Genomic DNA, 16,504 nt, shown 5'->3' with positions numbered 1-16,504 from the left:
TATAACAACATGGCCACATCAGAGCAACTTGCACACAGTATCGACTGCCGTTGGCTATTGAGCCTCTACGCGTTGATACCCGTATGCCTGCTGGCCATCTTCCTGGACATTCTGCTGCTCGACGGGCAGGCCGTTCATCAGTACCTGCCCGATAAACCGGAACAGTGGCCATTCTGGACGGTCATCTTTGGCCTACCCCACATTATTGCCAGTTTGCTGACCATGGCAGATCGCGAATACCTCAGCTTCTATCGACGCACCCTGCTCTGGCCTCTGTTGGTATTCGCGGGAATTACCACTGCGGGGCATTTCGGGCCGCAACCAGTGAGTTATAACCTGCTTTTCATATTGCTCGCTTTCTACACCATCTATCACGTATTGGCCCAGCAGCTTGGGCTGACTCTCATGATGATGGGCATAGCACCGAGCCGTATATTCAGATACTGGAAATGGACCTTGATCCTTGCCGGCTTTGCGATCTACATCAACGTATACGGTCAGCACTACTTATCCAACATGGCCTTCAGCGTGGGCGGTGTGGTAGTGGATATCTACCAGCTGTTTACCTGGATTGCGGCACTGCTGTGTGCCGCGCAGCTGATACTTGCCTGGCGACTGGCTCCCAGCTCGCGCCACCGCATCGGCGTCTGGTATCTGTGGAGCAACGTGGCGCTTATCCTGTCGGCACTGTTGATCAACCACATCGGCTACACACTTTTCGTCATTCTGATCCCGCGGGTTATTCACGACCTTACCGCTTACACGGTCTACATCACCCACGACCGCAATCGCAACCGGCAGAAGCCGGTAAATCTCTTCTACCGGCTTACCGGGTTTGGCCGGGTTCCACCTTTGCTGCTGCTACCCGCACTCTCGATAGCCATTGCTTTTGTACTGACCAGTCACCAGCAGTACCCGGCTATCAGTATCGCCATCCTGACAGTATCTTTTCTGCACTATTACTTCGAAGGCTTCATCTGGCGCGGGCCCAACCCGCATCGGCATCACGTCAACTTCATCCGCTGACCCTCTCCTCGTAACTCCCGGCATCGTCGCTATACTGGGGGCATCGCTGGCTGTGAGAGTATCGATGTCCAATTCCCCCCGCTATTTCAATAACTGTGACGCCCTGGTTGATGCCATTCTGCAGCGGCTGGGTAGTCGAATCGTCCTCGGCCTGCCTCTGGGCCTGGGCAAGGCCAATCATCTGGTCAATGCACTTTACCGGCGCGCCTGCGCTGATCCGAGCATTTCCCTGAGTATTCTGACTGCTCTGACGCTAGAGCGGCCGCGCGCGGGGAGTGAATTGGAAAGGCGTTTTCTGGAACCGGTTAGCGTCCGACTTTTCGACGACTATCCGGCCCTTGAATACGCCCAGGCCGTGCGTTCGGGCGAACTCCCCGCCAATGTCGAAATCAAGGACTTCTTTCTGCAGTCAGGCCAGTGGCTGGGGGTGCCAATAGCCCAACAGCAATATGCATCCATCAACTATACGCATGCGTTAAACGAGCTTATCGACTCAGGCGTCAATCTGATTCTGCAACTCGTCGCACCACTTAACCGGGATCCGCAAGCAACGGGAAATCGTTTCAGCCTCAGTTCCAATCCTGATATCAGTGCGGACCTGCTCAACCTCCGCAGGACCGGTGAGCTGTCCATACTCAGCGTCGGACAGATCAACTGCGCGCTCCCCTACATGGATGGTGCGGCCGATCGGCCAGCCAGCGATTTCGATATGATCCTGCAGGCGCCCGAGGTCGAGTTCGGGCTGTTCATGCCGCCCAACAAACCCGCCTCGGCTACTGATCATGCCATTGGGCTGGAGGTAGCCAACCTGATCGAGGATGGCGGGAGTCTGCAGATCGGCATCGGCTCTATCGGCGATGCCATTACCCACAGCCTGGTACTAAGACATCGCCAGAGCGCGCTCTACGACAAACTTCTCGACCAGCTGGATCAGGACAGACCGGCAAATAGCAAAGAACACAGACAGCCGTTCAATAAAGGCTTGTACGGCGTAACCGAAATGCTGGTAGAGGGTTTTCTCGAGTTGATTACCGAAGGCATCATGACCCGTGAAGTGGACGGCGCCGTGGTGCATGCCGGTTTTTTTGTCGGCAGCCCTACCTTTTATGAGCGGCTGGCGGACATGCCTACCGACACGCGCAGCAAGATTGCAATGATGCCGGTATCTTTCACCAATGAACTGTACGGCGACGAACCGGGTAAACGCCAGGCGCGTACCGCGGCGCGCTTCGTCAACAGTGCAATGATGGTGACGCTCAGCGGGGCGGTGGTGTCCGATGGCCTGGCCGACTATCAGGTGGTCAGTGGTGTAGGTGGTCAGTACAACTTTGTCGCTCAGGCGTTCGCGCTGGCAGGCGGCCGCTCCATCATCACGCTGCCCAGTACGCGAACCCGCAAGGGCAAGCGCCAGTCAAACATCGTGTGGGACTACCCGCATACCACCATACCGCGCCATCTACGCGACATTGTCGTTACCGAATATGGCGCGGCAGATTTGCGAGGCAAGACCGATGCACAGGTCATCGCTGCCCTCCTGGAAATCACCGACTCTGCGTTTCAGACGCAATTGCATGAACAGGCCCAGAAGGCCGGAAAGTTGCCAGCTGATCACCAGATCAAGCCAGCCTGCCGCGCCAATACGCCCGAGCGCATCGAGCGGGCATTGCGCGGCGCGATAGATGCCGGCGACCTGCCGAGCTTCCCACTGGGCAGCGGTCTGACGGCAGAAGAAGAACATCTTGCGGTAGCCTTATCCAGGCTATCCCCACTGGCGGGCAGCACTCGAGCATTGTTGCCACTGATACTCGCGGGCCTTAAACGCAAACCGGGGCCAACTACCCGAGCATGCCTCGAACGCATGCAGCTTGACCGCCCCTATGGCCTAAAGGAGCGGCTGTATCGAACCCTGCTGCTGGGTACGCTGGAAACCGACCGGACCTGAACACAGGGTGCGATCCAGCCATGCACCTTCGGGGTCAGCCGTACCATTGAAAAGGTGCAACGCCCTGACCGGAGAGCTCCGGGTAGTCATCGTAAATTTCCAACGGATCGGTATTCTTGCGCGCTCCGAGAAACTCCGGTCGTTTTGCCGGGGCCGCATAGGGCTCCTTCAACTGGTTCTCGACGCTGTTGTAAACAAAAAACAGATTCGAACGCGGCCAGGGCGACATATTGCCGTTGGATGCGTGTAACACGTTCGACTCGAATAACAGCAATGACCCTGCAGGTCCCTTCGGCGACTGGATTCCACCACGCTCGGCCAGTTTGGCGAGCACTTCCTGGCTGGGCACACCGGTTTCCTGAGACTTGAGGGAGCTCTGCCAGTTGTCATCCGCGGTTTCACCCACACAGGGAACAAAGTGCTGATGCGAGCCCGGAATAATCATCAAAGGTCCATTGAACTCGTTGTTGTCTGTCAGCATCAGCGAGGCACTGACGGCTCGCATGCGCGGCATGCCGTCCTCGGCGTGCCAGGTCTCAAAGTCGGAATGCCAGTCAAAACCGCTACCCTGGAAACCGAACTTGTCGTTGATACGCGACTGATGGATATATACCTCGCTACCCAGGAGTTGCCGCACCATCCCCAGTAGACGTGGATCGCGGGTCATTCGGCTGAATTTTTCGGACAATTCGTGCATACCGAAGACCGACCGAATCGCGCCGCTCGCCGGGTCGGAAATCACCTGCTCGGATTTCATCAGCTCAGGATCCGCGGCCATATCCTTAAGCTCCCGGAAAAATGGCTGCATACTTTCCTCGGAAAAGAAGCCCTCGAACCACAAAAATCCATCTCGCTCATATCGCGACAACGACACCTCGTCCAAGGGACCGTTCCAGCGGTGCTGGTTACGCGAGTGCACTACCGGATCACGACGGGGCACCATCGGCTGGGCTTCTCTGAGGCGGGAGGGGTATAAATCAAGTGGTTTGGTCATGCTGTTCACGCTGGTAACCTCCTGGGGTCATCTGTCTTTGTCATGGCACGGTCCTGGCCCGGCCTGCTGGAGATTCCCTGCAAATACTGCATGTCAGCTACATGGTGACAACTTCTCGTCTTTTTCCCGTCAGGAAAGTGATCAGTCCTGTCATCCAATCGAGCTGACCAGACTGCGGACGCCATATGAATAACAGGACATCACCGGCCAGAACGACATGGGTGTATACAATTAAAACCGTGCCGTACCGCATGCGACTGAAGAAACTGCAAAAAGTTTTTACCGTTTTCTTTTTTGTCTGCCGCGCCAGCCACCTCGACTGTCTCCCACCCTCTGGCACGCACTTATACGCTACAAGTAATAAACGCCGCTAAGCACTCTAATACTCACCGAAAGGCCCCCCAACAACCCGGGGGAACCGTTACAGGATCTTTATCGTCTATATTGAAGATACAAGGTGTGCAAGGCTGGCTTCCCAGGAAAGCACTCCCGGAGCTGAAAGGAGGACCCATGAGTACAATCATCGCAGGCAGGTTCGAGACACAGGAAGCTGCCGATAAGGCGTGTGCTTCGTTACACGATAGCGGCTTTGGTCAGGACGAGATCTCTCTGTTCTTCGTCAATCCGCACGGCCAGCACGACATGTACCCCATCGGCGGAGACGAGCCAGCTTCGCCAGGCGCCGAAAAGTCTGGTCGTGGTGCAGTCGTGGGTGGCGGCGTTGGCGCTGCTGCAGGCGTCGCCATCGGTGTGGCGGCCGCACCAGTAGTAGGCCCCGTTGGTGCAGTGGTAGGTGGTGGCATCGGCGCGTACACCGGGTCACTGGTCGGCGCCATGAAAAAGACCGATAAGGACTCTGAAGTCGACGAAATGGCTGATGAGACGCCACTCAAGGAGGAACAATTAACCGAGCGCCAATCCGGCATGTACGTTGCCGTCAAGGTGAACGGCGATAACCGCAACGATGCTGTAAGCGTCCTGCGCAAAAACCAGGCTGCCGAGCTTGAGGAAGCTCAAGGCGAACTCACCAATGGTGAATGGGTCGACTTTGACCCCCGCGAAGCCGTCAAGCTGCTGCCTGAAGATCGCCCCTGAACTCAGGGGTTTTCGGCAATAATCCGCGAGAACGAGTCAGAGCGTGTGGGCGGCCGTATAATGCCCGCATGAGACTCGATCGCCTTATAAGCAACTTCCCCGAATATAGTCATCGGTCGGCCCGTCAGTTGATCGCCTGTGGTCGCGTACAGGTAAACGGGCAGACGGTGCGTGACACCCAGGCAACGGTGGATCGCTTCGCCGCAGTAAGCATCGACGCACAGCCACTGCGCGGCGGTTATGCATCAATCTATCTGATGCTGCATAAACCCACCGGGTATCTGAGTGCCACATCTGATGACACCCACCCCACAGTACTCGACCTTGTTTCGCCCGAACTCCACCCGAGGCTCCATATTGGCGGACGCCTGGACCGCAACAGCTCTGGTCTGTTGTTGCTTACCAACGACGGACTCTGGTCTCGACGCGTGACCGAGCCACGGATCAAGACCCCAAAGGTCTATCATGTAACAACCGCCATGCCGATTCGCGATGACGACATAATCCGGTTTGCAGAGGGAATCCACTTCGTTTTCGAAGATCTGACAACTTCACCGGCCCAGCTGGAAAGGCTAGGCGGATGCAAGGCCCAGGTAACGATTTATGAAGGACGATACCATCAGATCAAGCGAATGTTTCACGCTGTAGGTAATCGCGTGACGGCATTGCACAGAATAAGCATGGGGTCCATTTTGCTGGACCCCACTCTACAACCAGGTGAATATCGCTCGCTGACTCAGGCTGAAGTAGCCTCGGTCTGAGGGATGAATATGTCTGCATCAGGGCTCGTGCGCATCTGGACATAATCACTCATATCAGTGGTCTGCATGGCTTTCTTGACCAGCATGCGACTTGAGCTGGCATCCGTCGGGAAGCGACTGGATCCCGCTCGCCACTGAATATCAACCGCACCGTTGGCCAGCGTCTTCGGTAGTTGCTGAAGGCGTTTGATCAGCGCACCCCTGGCGGACAGCTGCTGTTGATTTAACAGAAACATGAAGCCGCCAGAGGCATAGCGCGCGATAAAAATATCGTCCCCCACAAGCTGTTTCAATCCTCGCGCAAGGCTTTGAAGTGACGTTTCACCCAGGTGCTTTTCAATCGAACGAAAATTCGCAATGGACAGAAATTCCAAGCCAAACGATGCCTTGCCACCCTCACAGCGGATAATCAGGTCAAAGACTTCCTTATCAAAAGCTGCGCGGTTAGGCAGCCCGGTGACCGTATCAAAGAATGCCATCTGCTTGAGTTTCTCTTCCTGTTCAATGGCCCGTGTCTGCTCCAGATTACGTAGACGCATATCCGCTATCGCAGATATGACTGCCAAGGCAATAAACGCACTGATCGTCAGGGCCAGAGGTAGGCCTAGCCAACCGCCAGACAACTGATTCCCCGGATGCGGCATGGCATCTGCTGGAAAGCGCACCGCCATCATACCGGTGTAGTGCATACCACAAATTGCTGCCCCCATAACCAACGAGGCACCGCCTTGGAGTTTCATGGCATTACGACCGGTTGCCCCTTTTAATGCACGACAGATAACCATCGCTGCCGCCGATGCAGCTACAGCGATCACAATCGAAAGCACCAGCAGCAGCAGGTCATAACTGGGTGCCGGCGTCAGATTGATCGCCGCCATGCCTGCATAGTGCATTGTCGAAATACCGCCACCCATAACTAGGCTGCTGATAACCACATGCAGAACTCGAACGTGTTGAAGGCTGATGATGAACAGCGCAATAGCTGAAGCGAGCACCGCAGCAAGCCAGGAAAGCACCGTGATACCAAGATCGTAAGTCATCGCCACAGGCGTGATGTGTGCACGCATGCCGACAAAATGCATGGTCCAGATACCAGTACCCATGGTCAACGCCCCCAGCGCCAACCAGAATCTGCCCTTGGCACGGCTGGAAGAAGACAACTGCGAGCCAAAGTGCAGTGCACTGTAGGACGCCAGGATGGCGACCAGGTAAGACAGCAGAACAAGACCTGGATCGTAATGGCCGTTCATTGAAAAAGCCCCCTAGTGGATGGGGCAAAGTACCTCGCCCCTAGGCCCGGAATTTTCCATCACAAACCTGTACGCATTCAATGCACTGATAACTTTATGTACAATTATTTGACGTCAATAGTCTTGCGGCCCCGATCGCGCGACACTCCCCTTCCAGAGCTGTATGCACAATCAAGAAAACCCTAACAATCTGATTAAAATGGGATTTTGTGAAAATCCAACTTGACAAGCTATCCATGCAAGCCCAATTCAACGCACTCAAAAGCTTTGGAAAGCTCTAACAACTCCTTACATTTCCTGTACACAAGCAAGTCGCCGCCGATAGCGTTCGGGGCTGCTGCCGGTCCAGCGTCGAAAGGCTCTGTTGAACGCACTTTGCTCCGAAAAACCAAGCAGAAAGGCTATGTCCGTGGCACTCAAAGACGCATCGGCCAAATACTCGCTAGCCAACTGCTCACGGGTCTGGTCGAGCAACTGGCGCCAGCTAATATCCCGCTCAGCCAGACGCCGCTGCAAGCTGCGAACCGACAGATGCAGCAGAGCAGCGATGCGCTCCAGAGTTACCCGACCCTCTGGCAGGCAGCGAATCAGTGCCTGCTGTACCGAACGGTCTATCTCTCCCGCGTCTGGTGCTGCGCGCAGCAGCGCCTGGGCCTGACTATCCAGCAAAGCGCGCAGATAAGGGTCGCTGCCGGGTAGGCGCCTGTCGAGAGTTGCAACGGGCATGACAACCGCCGTTTCAGGCGCTGAAAAATACACCTGACAGGCAAAAAACGTATCGTAAGCCTGCCGTTCCAGCGGGTTATCCGGTGGCGCGAAGGCAAAGCTGACAGACTCAAGAACAAAGAGATTACCCAGCAAGCGGCGCTGAAAAGCTACCAAGGCTGCTATGGCAACGGTATCAGCGAGCTTGCCTGTGGAGGCCGAGGCCGGCCAACATAAACGGACATGCAATCGGTCCACCTCCACGGTTGCCAGGTTGGCACCATAGAACAGACGCTCATAACGGCGATAGGCTTGCATGGCCTCGCCCAGAGTAGCGCTAGACAGAATCAGATAGCCCAGTACCCCAAGATGGCGCGGCTCCACCAAAGCACCTACAGCCAACGCCGGTGCAGTAAGCTCGGGCCGCATTTGCAGTACCTGTTCGAGTAACTCTGTCCACAGAGCCAAAGGTACTGTATCGGCCGGTCGACGAATGCCGATCAATGCCCGCACACCTGGCGCGTAAAGCCTCTGATCATCTAGCCAGTCCGCCAACAGCTGGACCCATGCCCCGGTTACGCGCAACGGCGTCATGATCAACTCACTGTCCATTTGACGTATTGAGTCAAAATCATGGCATGAAAAGTCAATTTATACAGCCCCATCCGTAGCAGACTATGAACCACTCTTGCCTCCAGAGGGATACTCCCATGAACTGGACTGCCGCCTTTAACAGCGTTTACGTCGATAGTGGTCTGGCCAGTCTGGTCAACCGTTTGCCCGCCTGGCTGGCCATGGATGAGCGTCAGCTGGTTTTCATGCTGGCAACACCGGTCTTCATCGGTGTATTTGCCTGGGAATACTTCAAGATCCGCCATAACCCCCGCCTGGTGGATGGCAAGGAATCAGTGCGTAATTTCATGCTCGGTGCCGGCTATCAGACTACCGAGCTTCTGTTTGCCGGATTGATCGCCTTTCCCGTTTATGCGCTGGCCTATCACCATCGGCTGTGGGACATCCCCCTTACGCCACTGACCGCCGTGCTGCTCTGGGTTCTGACTGATTTCTGCTTCTACTGGATGCACCGTTCATCCCACCGGGTGCGCTGGCTGTGGGCAGCGCATGTCACCCATCATTCCTCCGAACGCATGAATTTCTCCACCGCGATGCGTCAGAACGCCACCAACATCTTCAACGGTGGCTGGCTGTTCTATGTGCCTCTGGCCCTGCTCGGCTTCAACCCGGTGTGGATCGGTGTGTGCTATGCGCTGTCGCTGGTATACCAGTTTTTCATTCACACCACGCTGATCGGTCGACTGCACCCGGCCATCGAATACGTGCTCAACACCCCCAACCATCACCGGGTTCACCATGGACGCAATCCCGCTTACATCGATACCAACTACGGTGGCGTGTTCATCATCTTTGACCGACTGTTCGGTACCTTTGCGACCGAGCGGGCAGACCAGCCCATTCAATATGGCATCACCCGGCCCATTGGCGGCGACGGGCTCCTGATCAGCTGGTTGCATGAATACCGGGACATGTTTCGCGACATGGCTCGCAGCGGCCCACTGAGCCAACGGCTCGGGCATCTATGGATGCCACCTGACTGGGAACGTGAGAGCTCCACGGACAGCTCGTCTGCCGCCCACCCCGAGGAAACCCGGCAGATAAAGCCGTCCCGCCCCGAGTGATAAGAAGGAAAAGCGAATTCAGTCGCGGGGAATCGCGTAGGTACCTGTGGCATGAGCGACAGGCTCATCGGAGCCTTCTGAAAAGAGTGAAACCTCGCCGATCGCCAGGGTCTTGCCCACCTTGAGCAATGTACAGACACCCAGAATGTCCCGCCCCGCGACGGGTTTACGCAGGAAATTGATATTCAGGTTAGTAGTCACAGCCAGTGGGACAATACCGATACTGCCAAGAATTGCGGCGTACAGGGCCACATCGGCGGTTGCCATCATCACTGGCCCGGAGACCGTCCCGCCGGGCCGCAGCTCAGTTACGCCAACGCTGTGCCGCACCCGAGCCGAGCCTTTGCCCAGCTCTTCTACAAAGACCTTGGCCTGGGGAAATTCACGGCGGAAAAAATCGTTGAGTTGTTCGACGCTTGGCTTGCCTGTCATGCTTTACTCCGTGCCTGATTGAGGTAGATCACAGCATGCACAGAGTCCATTCCGCACGCCAGACCCTGCCCCTCTGCTGGCAGATCAGACCTTCTGGCTGGCGGCTATAGCGTGACAATGATTCTCGTCGAGCAGATCACCACCTCGAACAGTCGACGGGGGACGCATCCGGCACATTGGCAAGGGCCTCGAAACCCAGAGCACGGGCGAGCTGTAGATGCTCTGGGGCGATCTGGAAGATACCTATCCTGCCGTCCGGGGAGCCGCACATCGCCGTATACATGTTACCGTCCGTCCCGCAGGTGGCCGCAGAAAACGGAATGTCAGCATCCCCCAGCAGCTGCTGCATTTCCTCAAGCTTCATGCCGTCGTCCCGGCACTGGGTAGATCCCGAATCCAGATAGATTCCGACTTCTCCAACCAAGTCTGTAGACCCCGCCTGGCTGCAACCCGAGAGTGCCAGCAAGGAGCCCGCGAGCAAGGTGCGCATGTGCATGTTCACATCCTCAAAAGGACGTACGCGTCGATACACGTACAGTTAATTTGTAACACATGCCGGCGCGATAGGCTGCGTAGTTCCCTTAAGCTGTCATACCCAGGGTGCTCACCCAGTTTCCTTCCAAGCACCTTCAACCAGAGGAGCGAATCCATGTTCGGCTTGTTCAAGTCAGATCCGGCAAAAAAATTGCGCAAGGAATATAACGCCAAGCTGGAGGCCGCAATGAAAGCCCAGCGTAACGGCGACATCCGCACCTACTCGATGCTTACCCAGGAAGCCGATGCCCTATGGCGCGAGCTTGAACCCCTGGAAAAGGCCGGACGCTGATAAGACCGGCAAACAAGCAATCTGTTCAAGACATCATTATTCACCATCGGGGAACACTTGTGCGTTTAAACTCTGACTGTCGGTCGTGCGTGATATCCGCCCGCGGGGTCTTGCTGTGCAGTGGACATGGCGATGCTTCAGCCACGGCCCTTCGAATTTCCGCCTAGCCGGCAATTAGGTCGAGGCACGGACTTGCGTGTAACCTGACCCAGAACCGCCTTCGACAGACCAGGAGTAACTGATGAAAACCCTGCAGATAGACATCGTATCCGACATTGCTTGTCCCTGGTGCGCGATAGGTTATGCGCGGTTGGAACAGGCAATGTCCAGCCTCGCGGGTGAACTGACGTTTCAGGTGGAGTGGCACGCCTTCGAGCTCAACCCGGACAAGGCATCCGACGGCGAGCCAATCCTGCAGGCCCTAAGCCGCAAGTACGGTCGCAGCGTAGAGGAAATGGAAGCCGCACAACGCAATATGATGGGTATAGCCGAGGGCCTGGGTCTGAACTTCAGCAAGATGCAGGAGCGCTTTACCTGCAACACCTTCGATGCCCACCGTTTAGTGAAATGGGCAGGGGAGCAGAATCGCCAGACGGATATGAAAATGGCGTTGTTTGATGCGTACTTTGGTCATGCTGCAGATATTTCTGACATTCAGGTGTTGATTGACTGCGCAGAATCAATAGGTCTGGACGGTTCCAAGGCCAGAGAAATACTCGCATCAGATGCCTTTGCCGAGCCCGTAAGAGCAGACGAAGCCTTGTACCAACAATCTGGCGTGTCAGCCGTACCTGCATTCATTATCAACAACCGGCACCTGATTTCCGGAGCTCAGGAACCCGAAACACTGGTCAACGCCTTTCGTGAAATCGCAACTCGGGGGCCCGATACCTGAGAAAGGAATCGGGAGGAATTACAAGTTCAGTGAGCATGAAAAAAGTACGGTGAAGAGAAGCGCAGAGAGTCAGTTCAGAGAGTCACTGATCAGCATTCCATGCAGCACATAACACACGCGCGTGTTTCGCTGAAGGGTCAGCGGATTGCGCTTGGCGATCACCCAGCCCTCATCGAGCAAATGGTCAATGTGACAGCGCAGCTCATTCAGTTTCCGCTGTTTACGGTCTGGCAGCTCGACGACTTCAATTCCTTCAACGAGCCCAGTTACCAGCGCTTCGCTGACGTGCAAGGGATCTGTACCAGCTACTCTGGCTTGTGCATTAAAAGGCCCAGCAACCGCCAAAGGTTGATTACGCATCTGCATTGCTCTCTGTGGATTAACTCTGGCCGCATCCTGCGAAAATCAAATATCTTAAGCTTGTAGGTAACTGACAGCATCCTGTTGAAGGCTACACTTGGACTGCAGCTTGATCAATTCCTGCGCCAGCAATCCGGACGGACCGCCTCTTTTTACTGACCAGCAGTATCTGTTCTCACACCGTCTGCCATGGCGCCTACAGGAGTTTCGCGACCTTATGCACAGAATATTCACTTACACTTTGCCAGCCGCGATCGCTGTTCTGGGCCTGTTTGTTTTTATTGCGCAAGACTCGCCAGTCACAGAGACCACCTCAGACCTGCCGGCGCTGTATACGACCAGAGTGTCGCAACAGAAACTGAAGCCGGCCTCACTCCAGATACCGGTTCCCGGCGTCGCCTTTGAGGACTTGCGAGACAGTTATCTGGATCAGCGTGGCGGAGATCAGCCCCATGAAGCCATTGACATAATGGGCTCCACGGGCACACCCGTAGTTGCTGTTGGTGACGGCAAAATCATCAAGCTGTTTGACAGCGTACCGGGCGGCCTGACCATCTACCAGTTCGATGTAGCCGAAGAGCTGGCATACTATTACGCGCATCTGGACCGGTATGCAGCCAATCTGAGTGAGGGGCAGTACGTACATCGCGGAGATCTGATCGGTTATGTCGGCGCCACCGGGAACGCTGATCCCGATGCCCCTCACCTGCATTTCGCCATTTTTGAATTGGGTCCAGAAAAACAGTGGTGGAAAGGCACGCCGGTCAATCCCTATCCCCTGTTCAAACCCCTCGGGTCAGTACCCTAGCAGTCACGCAGACAAGGAGCAGCACATGGAACAATTCAAGGAGCTGAACAATAAACTGATGGATTTCATTCGCGCCCAGCACCTTTTTTTTGTGGGTACAGCCGGCGCTGAAGGACTGGTCAACGTCTCACCAAAAGGGCTGGACAGTCTGCGAATCGTCAATCCTTCTGAGGTTGCCTGGCTGAACCTGACCGGGAGCGGCAACGAGTCCGCCGCCCACGTACTCGAAAACGGCCGTATGACCATCATGTTCTGCTCCTTTGACAAACAGCCCTTGATACTGCGCCTGTATGGCGAGGCAGAGGTCGTACATCCGCGAAACCAGGCATGGAAATCTCTGTCGGAGCTGTTTCCACCCCACCCCGGTGCCCGCCAGGTGTTCCGGCTGCGTATTTCGTTGATAACAACGTCCTGTGGCTATGCGGTACCCCATTATGATTTCCAGGGTGAGCGCGCCACCCTGACCAGGTGGGCGGAGAAGCGCGGCGAGCATGGGGTTGAGCAGTACTGGCGTGAAAAAAACCAGCTCAGTCTGGACGGCAAGATCACCGGAATTCTACCCGGTCAAAGCAATTTGTAAGCATTCAGGCCTGCTGAACTTTTGTTCATTGGCGCCAGTTCGTCCATCATGGGCAATGAATCAAGAGCTTCATAATGCGATGTAGCCGCATTAAAGCCAGCATCAAGCTGCCCCGGCAGGCTGAACTTTCGCCGCCGAGGGCTTTTCACAACAGGAACGAGGCCAGGGTTTACCCCCGAGCAGAGTTGCCTTAAGCAGTTATTCGAGGGCCCACCTCGTCCCGCTGAAACGATTTCAAACGATGGAGACGACACAGTGAACAATGCCGAATTGCAAGCGCTCAAAGAACGTTACGTGGCAGCAGGCGCTGCCAGCCCGAACAAACAGTTCGCCGCCCACGCGACCAATGCTGAGATATGGGATGCTGACGGCAAGCGCATGATCGATTTTGCCGGAGGCATTGGCGTTTTGAACGTAGGTCACCGCCACCCCAAGGTCGTTGCCGCGGTAAAAGCGCAACTGGATTTGCTGATGCATACCTGCCAGACGGTCATGCCCTACGAGGGCTACGTCAAGGTTGCCCAGAAGCTTAGCGAGATCAGCCCGGTTCGTGGCCACGGTAAGGTGATGCTGGCCAACTCCGGGGCCGAAGCCCTGGAAAATGCGGTCAAAATCGCCCGCGCTGCTACGGGACGCACCAACATCATCTGCTTTGACGGCGGCTATCATGGCCGTACCTTCATGACCATGGCGATGAACGGCAAGGTCAAACCCTACCAGGACGACTTCGGCCCCATGCCGGGCACCGTGTTCCGGGCCCCCTACCCGGTCGCCTATCATGGCGTGAGTGAGGAGGAAGCGCTGCGTGGCCTGCGTATGACGCTACGCACGGATAGTGCCCCGGAAAGCACCGCCGCGATTTTCATTGAGCCGGTACTGGGTGAAGGTGGCTTTTATGCGGCCTCCCCCACCTTCCTCAAGGCTATTCGCGAGATCTGCGATGAGCATGGCATCCTGATGGTTGTCGACGAAGTGCAAAGCGGTTTCGGGCGGACTGGCAAGATGTTCGCAATCGAACACAGTGGTGTCGAGCCGGACATGATCACCATGGCCAAAAGTATGGCCGACGGCATGCCAATCTCGGCAGTGGTGGGTACCGACAAAATCATGGACAGCTCCGGACCCAACTCGCTGGGCGGCACCTACACCGGTAGTCCCGTTTCCTGCGCAGCGGTGATGGCCGTCATGGACATTTTCGAAAGCGAGGACATTCTAGGCAGAGCCAACAAGCTTGGCGAAAAGCTGGCCAAACGATTTGCCAAATGGCAGGCAGAGTTCGAGTTCGTCGACAACTCGCGCAACCTCGGCGCAATGGCCGCGTTCGAATTGGTAGCGGACAAGACCAGTCGCACACCCCGTGCAGATCTGGCCGCAGCAATCACTGCCAAGGCCAAGGAAAATGGACTGATACTGCTTGCGTGCGGCATGCATGCGAACTCGATCCGCTTCCTGATGCCTGTCACTATCGAGGATGAAGTGCTGGAGGAAGGCCTGGATATTATCGAGAAGATTCTCGGCGAACTCCCCGCCTGATGTAAGGCAAAACCTGAGAAACCGCGGCGATTGCCGCGGTTTTTTTTGCCCAATGCTTTGCCATCGCCAAAACTCAGGTACCGCAGAACGTCGCATACACCCTTTGCTCCGGCGTGGGTGGCAAGGCGTAGCGGGCATCCTGGCTGCGATATTCAAAGGGACTGGCCAGTCGATCGATCAGATCATGGAACGGTTGTAAATCGCCCTCATCCTCGGCCGCACGAATAACCTCCTCAACCAGATGATTCCGCGCGATGTAAGCGGGATTCAGCGCCAGCATCTGCTGCTGGCGTTCTGTGGAAGATAGCGGCTGCTGCTCAAGCGCCAGCCGCCATTTTTCTTGCCATGGCGCAAACGACTCCGGCAACTGGAAAATATCAGCCACGCTGTCACCCTCGCCCCCTCCCTGGGGACCGACCAATTCGGATAATCGACGGAAAGTCAGTGTGTAATCAGTACCGGCAGCTTTCATTAGTTCAAGCAGCTCTTCAACCAATGCGATGCTGCCTTCGTCGCTCGAAGCCAGCCCCAGCTTGCGTGCCATCAGATCGTGGTAGGCCCTCTGGTAAAGGCTTACATAGTCATCGATGGCCTGCTGCGCAGCCTGCACGGCAATCTCTTCATCCTTGTCGAGCAGCGGTAGCAGTGCCCGGGCCAACCATGCAAGATTCCACTGTCCTATTCCCGGCTGATTCACGTAGGCATAGCGTCCACCCCGGTCGATCGAACTGAAGACCGTTTCGGGGTGGTACGCGTCCATGAAAGCGCAGGGGCCGTAATCGATGGTTTCGCCGGAAACCAGCATATTGTCGGTATTCATCACCCCATGAATGAATCCCAGCTGCTGCCAATGGGCAATGAGCGTTGCCTGACTGGCAATCACGGCCTGCAATAAAGCCACGTAGGGGCGCTCTGCCTCTGCAGCCTCAGGGTAATGCCGCGTGATAACGTGATCGGCCAGAATCTGTACGGCCTCGATATCGTCCATACCGGCAAAATACTGAAAGGTCCCTATGCGAATGTGACTGCTGCATATGCGTGTGAGAACGCCCCCGGGCTGAGGATGGTCACGCATGACCTGCTCGCCAGTCGTCACGGCAGCGAGACTGCGTGAAGTAGGCACACCCAGCGCAGCCATCGCCTCGCTCACGACATATTCGCGCAGTACCGGTCCCAGGGGTGCACGTCCATCGCCCCCACGCGCAAAGGGTGTGCGTCCCGCCCCTTTGAGCTGCATATCATAACGCTGCCCATCGACAGCCATCACTTCCCCCAGAAGCACTGCGCGCCCATCCCCCAGGCGCGGGTTCCAGTTGCCAAACTGATGGCCTGCATAAGCAGTGGCGATCGGCACGGAACCGGGTGCAATTTTGTTGCCTGCCAACACCTGCAACCCCTCTGGCGAGGTGAGCCAGTCTGCGGAAATGCCCAGTTCCGCCGCCAGGGCGCGATTGATACGGATAAGCTCTGGCGCTCGTACCGGCGTCGGTTTCTGCCTGGCGTAGAAGCGCTCCGGCAAAGCCGTGTAGCTGTTATCGAACCTGGGGCTATCGAGCTGACTCATTGGCTGCTCCGCTGACAAAATGAACTGACAGGATAC

Annotated in this window: 17 protein-coding genes; 10 read left to right on the top strand and 7 right to left on the bottom strand. The window is 56.2% G+C overall.

Translation table 11 applies throughout. From position 1 onward, the window contains the following. Positions 1-9 precede the first annotated feature (9 nt). Positions 10-1,026, top strand: coding sequence for a hypothetical protein (locus IEV54_RS14270; protein WP_150278736.1), 1,017 nt, complete (start codon positions 10-12; stop codon positions 1,024-1,026). Between the two features lie 64 nt (positions 1,027-1,090). After that, positions 1,091-2,968, top strand: coding sequence for an acetyl-CoA hydrolase/transferase C-terminal domain-containing protein (locus IEV54_RS14265; protein ID WP_150278737.1), 1,878 nt, complete (start codon positions 1,091-1,093; stop codon positions 2,966-2,968). 34 nt (positions 2,969-3,002) lie between these two features. Here IEV54_RS14265 and thpD read toward each other — a convergent pair whose 3' ends face one another. After that, the gene (gene thpD / locus IEV54_RS14260) at positions 3,003-3,962 is read right to left on the bottom strand and encodes an ectoine hydroxylase (RefSeq protein ID WP_223825528.1); all 960 of its coding nucleotides are present in this window, start codon (positions 3,960-3,962) and stop codon (positions 3,003-3,005) included. Between the two features lie 510 nt (positions 3,963-4,472). Here thpD and IEV54_RS14255 point away from each other — a divergent pair. Both IEV54_RS14255 and IEV54_RS14250 read left to right on the top strand, forming a co-directional pair. Beyond that, a complete protein-coding gene (locus tag IEV54_RS14255) occupies positions 4,473-5,057 on the top strand; it encodes a hypothetical protein (RefSeq protein WP_150278738.1) in 585 nt (194 codons plus the stop codon). Positions 5,058-5,125: 68 nt separating this feature from the next. Beyond that, positions 5,126-5,818, top strand: a complete 693-nt coding sequence (locus tag IEV54_RS14250; RefSeq protein WP_150278739.1) for a pseudouridine synthase — start codon at positions 5,126-5,128, stop codon at positions 5,816-5,818. Here the strand turns inward: IEV54_RS14250 and IEV54_RS14245 are convergent. Then, a complete protein-coding gene (locus tag IEV54_RS14245) occupies positions 5,794-7,068 on the bottom strand; it encodes an MHYT domain-containing protein (RefSeq protein ID WP_150278740.1) in 1,275 nt (424 codons plus the stop codon). The two genes, IEV54_RS14250 and IEV54_RS14245, sit on opposite strands and share 25 nt — an antisense overlap. A gap of 288 nt (positions 7,069-7,356) precedes the next feature. Further along, on the bottom strand, positions 7,357-8,367 hold the full coding sequence (locus IEV54_RS14240) for a helix-turn-helix domain-containing protein (protein WP_223825522.1): 1,011 nt from the start codon (positions 8,365-8,367) through the stop codon (positions 7,357-7,359). A 116-nt stretch (positions 8,368-8,483) separates the two neighbouring features. On the opposite strand from IEV54_RS14240, the gene IEV54_RS14235 reads away from it, so the two are divergent. After that, complete coding sequence (locus IEV54_RS14235; RefSeq protein ID WP_150278741.1) at positions 8,484-9,470, top strand: sterol desaturase family protein; 987 nt, start codon at positions 8,484-8,486, stop codon at positions 9,468-9,470. 18 nt (positions 9,471-9,488) lie between these two features. On the opposite strand, the gene IEV54_RS14230 is transcribed toward IEV54_RS14235, so the two are convergent. Both IEV54_RS14230 and IEV54_RS14225 read right to left on the bottom strand, forming a co-directional pair. After that, complete coding sequence (locus tag IEV54_RS14230; protein WP_150278742.1) at positions 9,489-9,902, bottom strand: PaaI family thioesterase; 414 nt, start codon at positions 9,900-9,902, stop codon at positions 9,489-9,491. Positions 9,903-10,038: 136 nt separating this feature from the next. Next, complete coding sequence (locus IEV54_RS14225; protein ID WP_150278743.1) at positions 10,039-10,398, bottom strand: hypothetical protein; 360 nt, start codon at positions 10,396-10,398, stop codon at positions 10,039-10,041. A 153-nt stretch (positions 10,399-10,551) separates the two neighbouring features. Here IEV54_RS14225 and IEV54_RS14220 point away from each other — a divergent pair, with 153 nt between their 5' ends. Beyond that, a complete protein-coding gene (locus IEV54_RS14220; protein ID WP_150278744.1) occupies positions 10,552-10,728 on the top strand; it encodes a DUF6435 family protein in 177 nt (58 codons plus the stop codon). A 241-nt stretch (positions 10,729-10,969) separates the two neighbouring features. Then, positions 10,970-11,623, top strand: a complete 654-nt coding sequence (locus tag IEV54_RS14215; RefSeq protein ID WP_150278745.1) for a DsbA family oxidoreductase — start codon at positions 10,970-10,972, stop codon at positions 11,621-11,623. Between the two features lie 69 nt (positions 11,624-11,692). Here IEV54_RS14215 and IEV54_RS14210 read toward each other — a convergent pair whose 3' ends face one another. Continuing rightward, entirely contained in the window at positions 11,693-11,983 is a 291-nt protein-coding gene (locus IEV54_RS14210; protein ID WP_150278746.1) for a hypothetical protein, read from the bottom strand. 217 nt (positions 11,984-12,200) lie between these two features. Here IEV54_RS14210 and IEV54_RS14205 point away from each other — a divergent pair, with 217 nt between their 5' ends. The 3 genes from IEV54_RS14205 to gabT all read left to right on the top strand — a co-directional run bounded on the left by IEV54_RS14205 (position 12,201) and on the right by gabT (position 14,904). Next, the gene (locus tag IEV54_RS14205) at positions 12,201-12,791 is read left to right on the top strand and encodes a M23 family metallopeptidase (protein ID WP_150278747.1); all 591 of its coding nucleotides are present in this window, start codon (positions 12,201-12,203) and stop codon (positions 12,789-12,791) included. A gap of 25 nt (positions 12,792-12,816) precedes the next feature. After that, on the top strand, positions 12,817-13,371 hold the full coding sequence (locus IEV54_RS14200; RefSeq protein ID WP_150278748.1) for a pyridoxamine 5'-phosphate oxidase family protein: 555 nt from the start codon (positions 12,817-12,819) through the stop codon (positions 13,369-13,371). 255 nt (positions 13,372-13,626) lie between these two features. Beyond that, on the top strand, positions 13,627-14,904 hold the full coding sequence (gene gabT / locus IEV54_RS14195; RefSeq protein ID WP_150278749.1) for a 4-aminobutyrate--2-oxoglutarate transaminase: 1,278 nt from the start codon (positions 13,627-13,629) through the stop codon (positions 14,902-14,904). A 73-nt stretch (positions 14,905-14,977) separates the two neighbouring features. Here the strand turns inward: gabT and IEV54_RS14190 are convergent, their stop codons facing one another. After that, positions 14,978-16,468, bottom strand: coding sequence for a protein adenylyltransferase SelO (locus IEV54_RS14190; RefSeq protein ID WP_150278750.1), 1,491 nt, complete (start codon positions 16,466-16,468; stop codon positions 14,978-14,980). Between the last annotated feature and the right edge of the window lie 36 nt (positions 16,469-16,504).

The organism is Halopseudomonas salina (assembly GCF_014637955.1).
Taxonomy (GTDB): Bacteria; Pseudomonadota; Gammaproteobacteria; order Pseudomonadales; family Pseudomonadaceae; genus Halopseudomonas; species Halopseudomonas salina.
Note: the sequence above shows the minus strand (reverse complement) of the source record. Positions and strands in the feature narration are given on the sequence as shown.

Bases quoted from the DNA above. Each gene is read 5' to 3' on its own strand.
- IEV54_RS14265 (WP_150278737.1), top strand. From the start codon at position 1,091: ATGTCCAATTCCCCCCGCTATTTCAATAACTGTGACGCCCTGGTTGAT.
- IEV54_RS14215 (WP_150278745.1), top strand. From the start codon at position 10,970: ATGAAAACCCTGCAGATAGACATCGTATCCGACATTGCTTGTCCCTGG.
- thpD (WP_223825528.1), bottom strand. From the start codon at position 3,962: ATGACCAAACCACTTGATTTATACCCCTCCCGCCTCAGAGAAGCCCAG.
- IEV54_RS14240 (WP_223825522.1), bottom strand. From the start codon at position 8,367: ATGACGCCGTTGCGCGTAACCGGGGCATGGGTCCAGCTGTTGGCGGAC.
- IEV54_RS14245 (WP_150278740.1), bottom strand. From the start codon at position 7,068: ATGAACGGCCATTACGATCCAGGTCTTGTTCTGCTGTCTTACCTGGTC.
- IEV54_RS14235 (WP_150278741.1), top strand. From the start codon at position 8,484: ATGAACTGGACTGCCGCCTTTAACAGCGTTTACGTCGATAGTGGTCTG.
- IEV54_RS14210 (WP_150278746.1), bottom strand. From the start codon at position 11,983: ATGCGTAATCAACCTTTGGCGGTTGCTGGGCCTTTTAATGCACAAGCC.
- IEV54_RS14225 (WP_150278743.1), bottom strand. From the start codon at position 10,398: ATGCACATGCGCACCTTGCTCGCGGGCTCCTTGCTGGCACTCTCGGGT.
- IEV54_RS14230 (WP_150278742.1), bottom strand. From the start codon at position 9,902: ATGACAGGCAAGCCAAGCGTCGAACAACTCAACGATTTTTTCCGCCGT.
- IEV54_RS14200 (WP_150278748.1), top strand. From the start codon at position 12,817: ATGGAACAATTCAAGGAGCTGAACAATAAACTGATGGATTTCATTCGC.
- IEV54_RS14205 (WP_150278747.1), top strand. From the start codon at position 12,201: ATGCACAGAATATTCACTTACACTTTGCCAGCCGCGATCGCTGTTCTG.
- IEV54_RS14255 (WP_150278738.1), top strand. From the start codon at position 4,473: ATGAGTACAATCATCGCAGGCAGGTTCGAGACACAGGAAGCTGCCGAT.
- IEV54_RS14220 (WP_150278744.1), top strand. From the start codon at position 10,552: ATGTTCGGCTTGTTCAAGTCAGATCCGGCAAAAAAATTGCGCAAGGAA.
- IEV54_RS14190 (WP_150278750.1), bottom strand. From the start codon at position 16,468: ATGAGTCAGCTCGATAGCCCCAGGTTCGATAACAGCTACACGGCTTTG.
- IEV54_RS14270 (WP_150278736.1), top strand. From the start codon at position 10: ATGGCCACATCAGAGCAACTTGCACACAGTATCGACTGCCGTTGGCTA.
- IEV54_RS14250 (WP_150278739.1), top strand. From the start codon at position 5,126: ATGAGACTCGATCGCCTTATAAGCAACTTCCCCGAATATAGTCATCGG.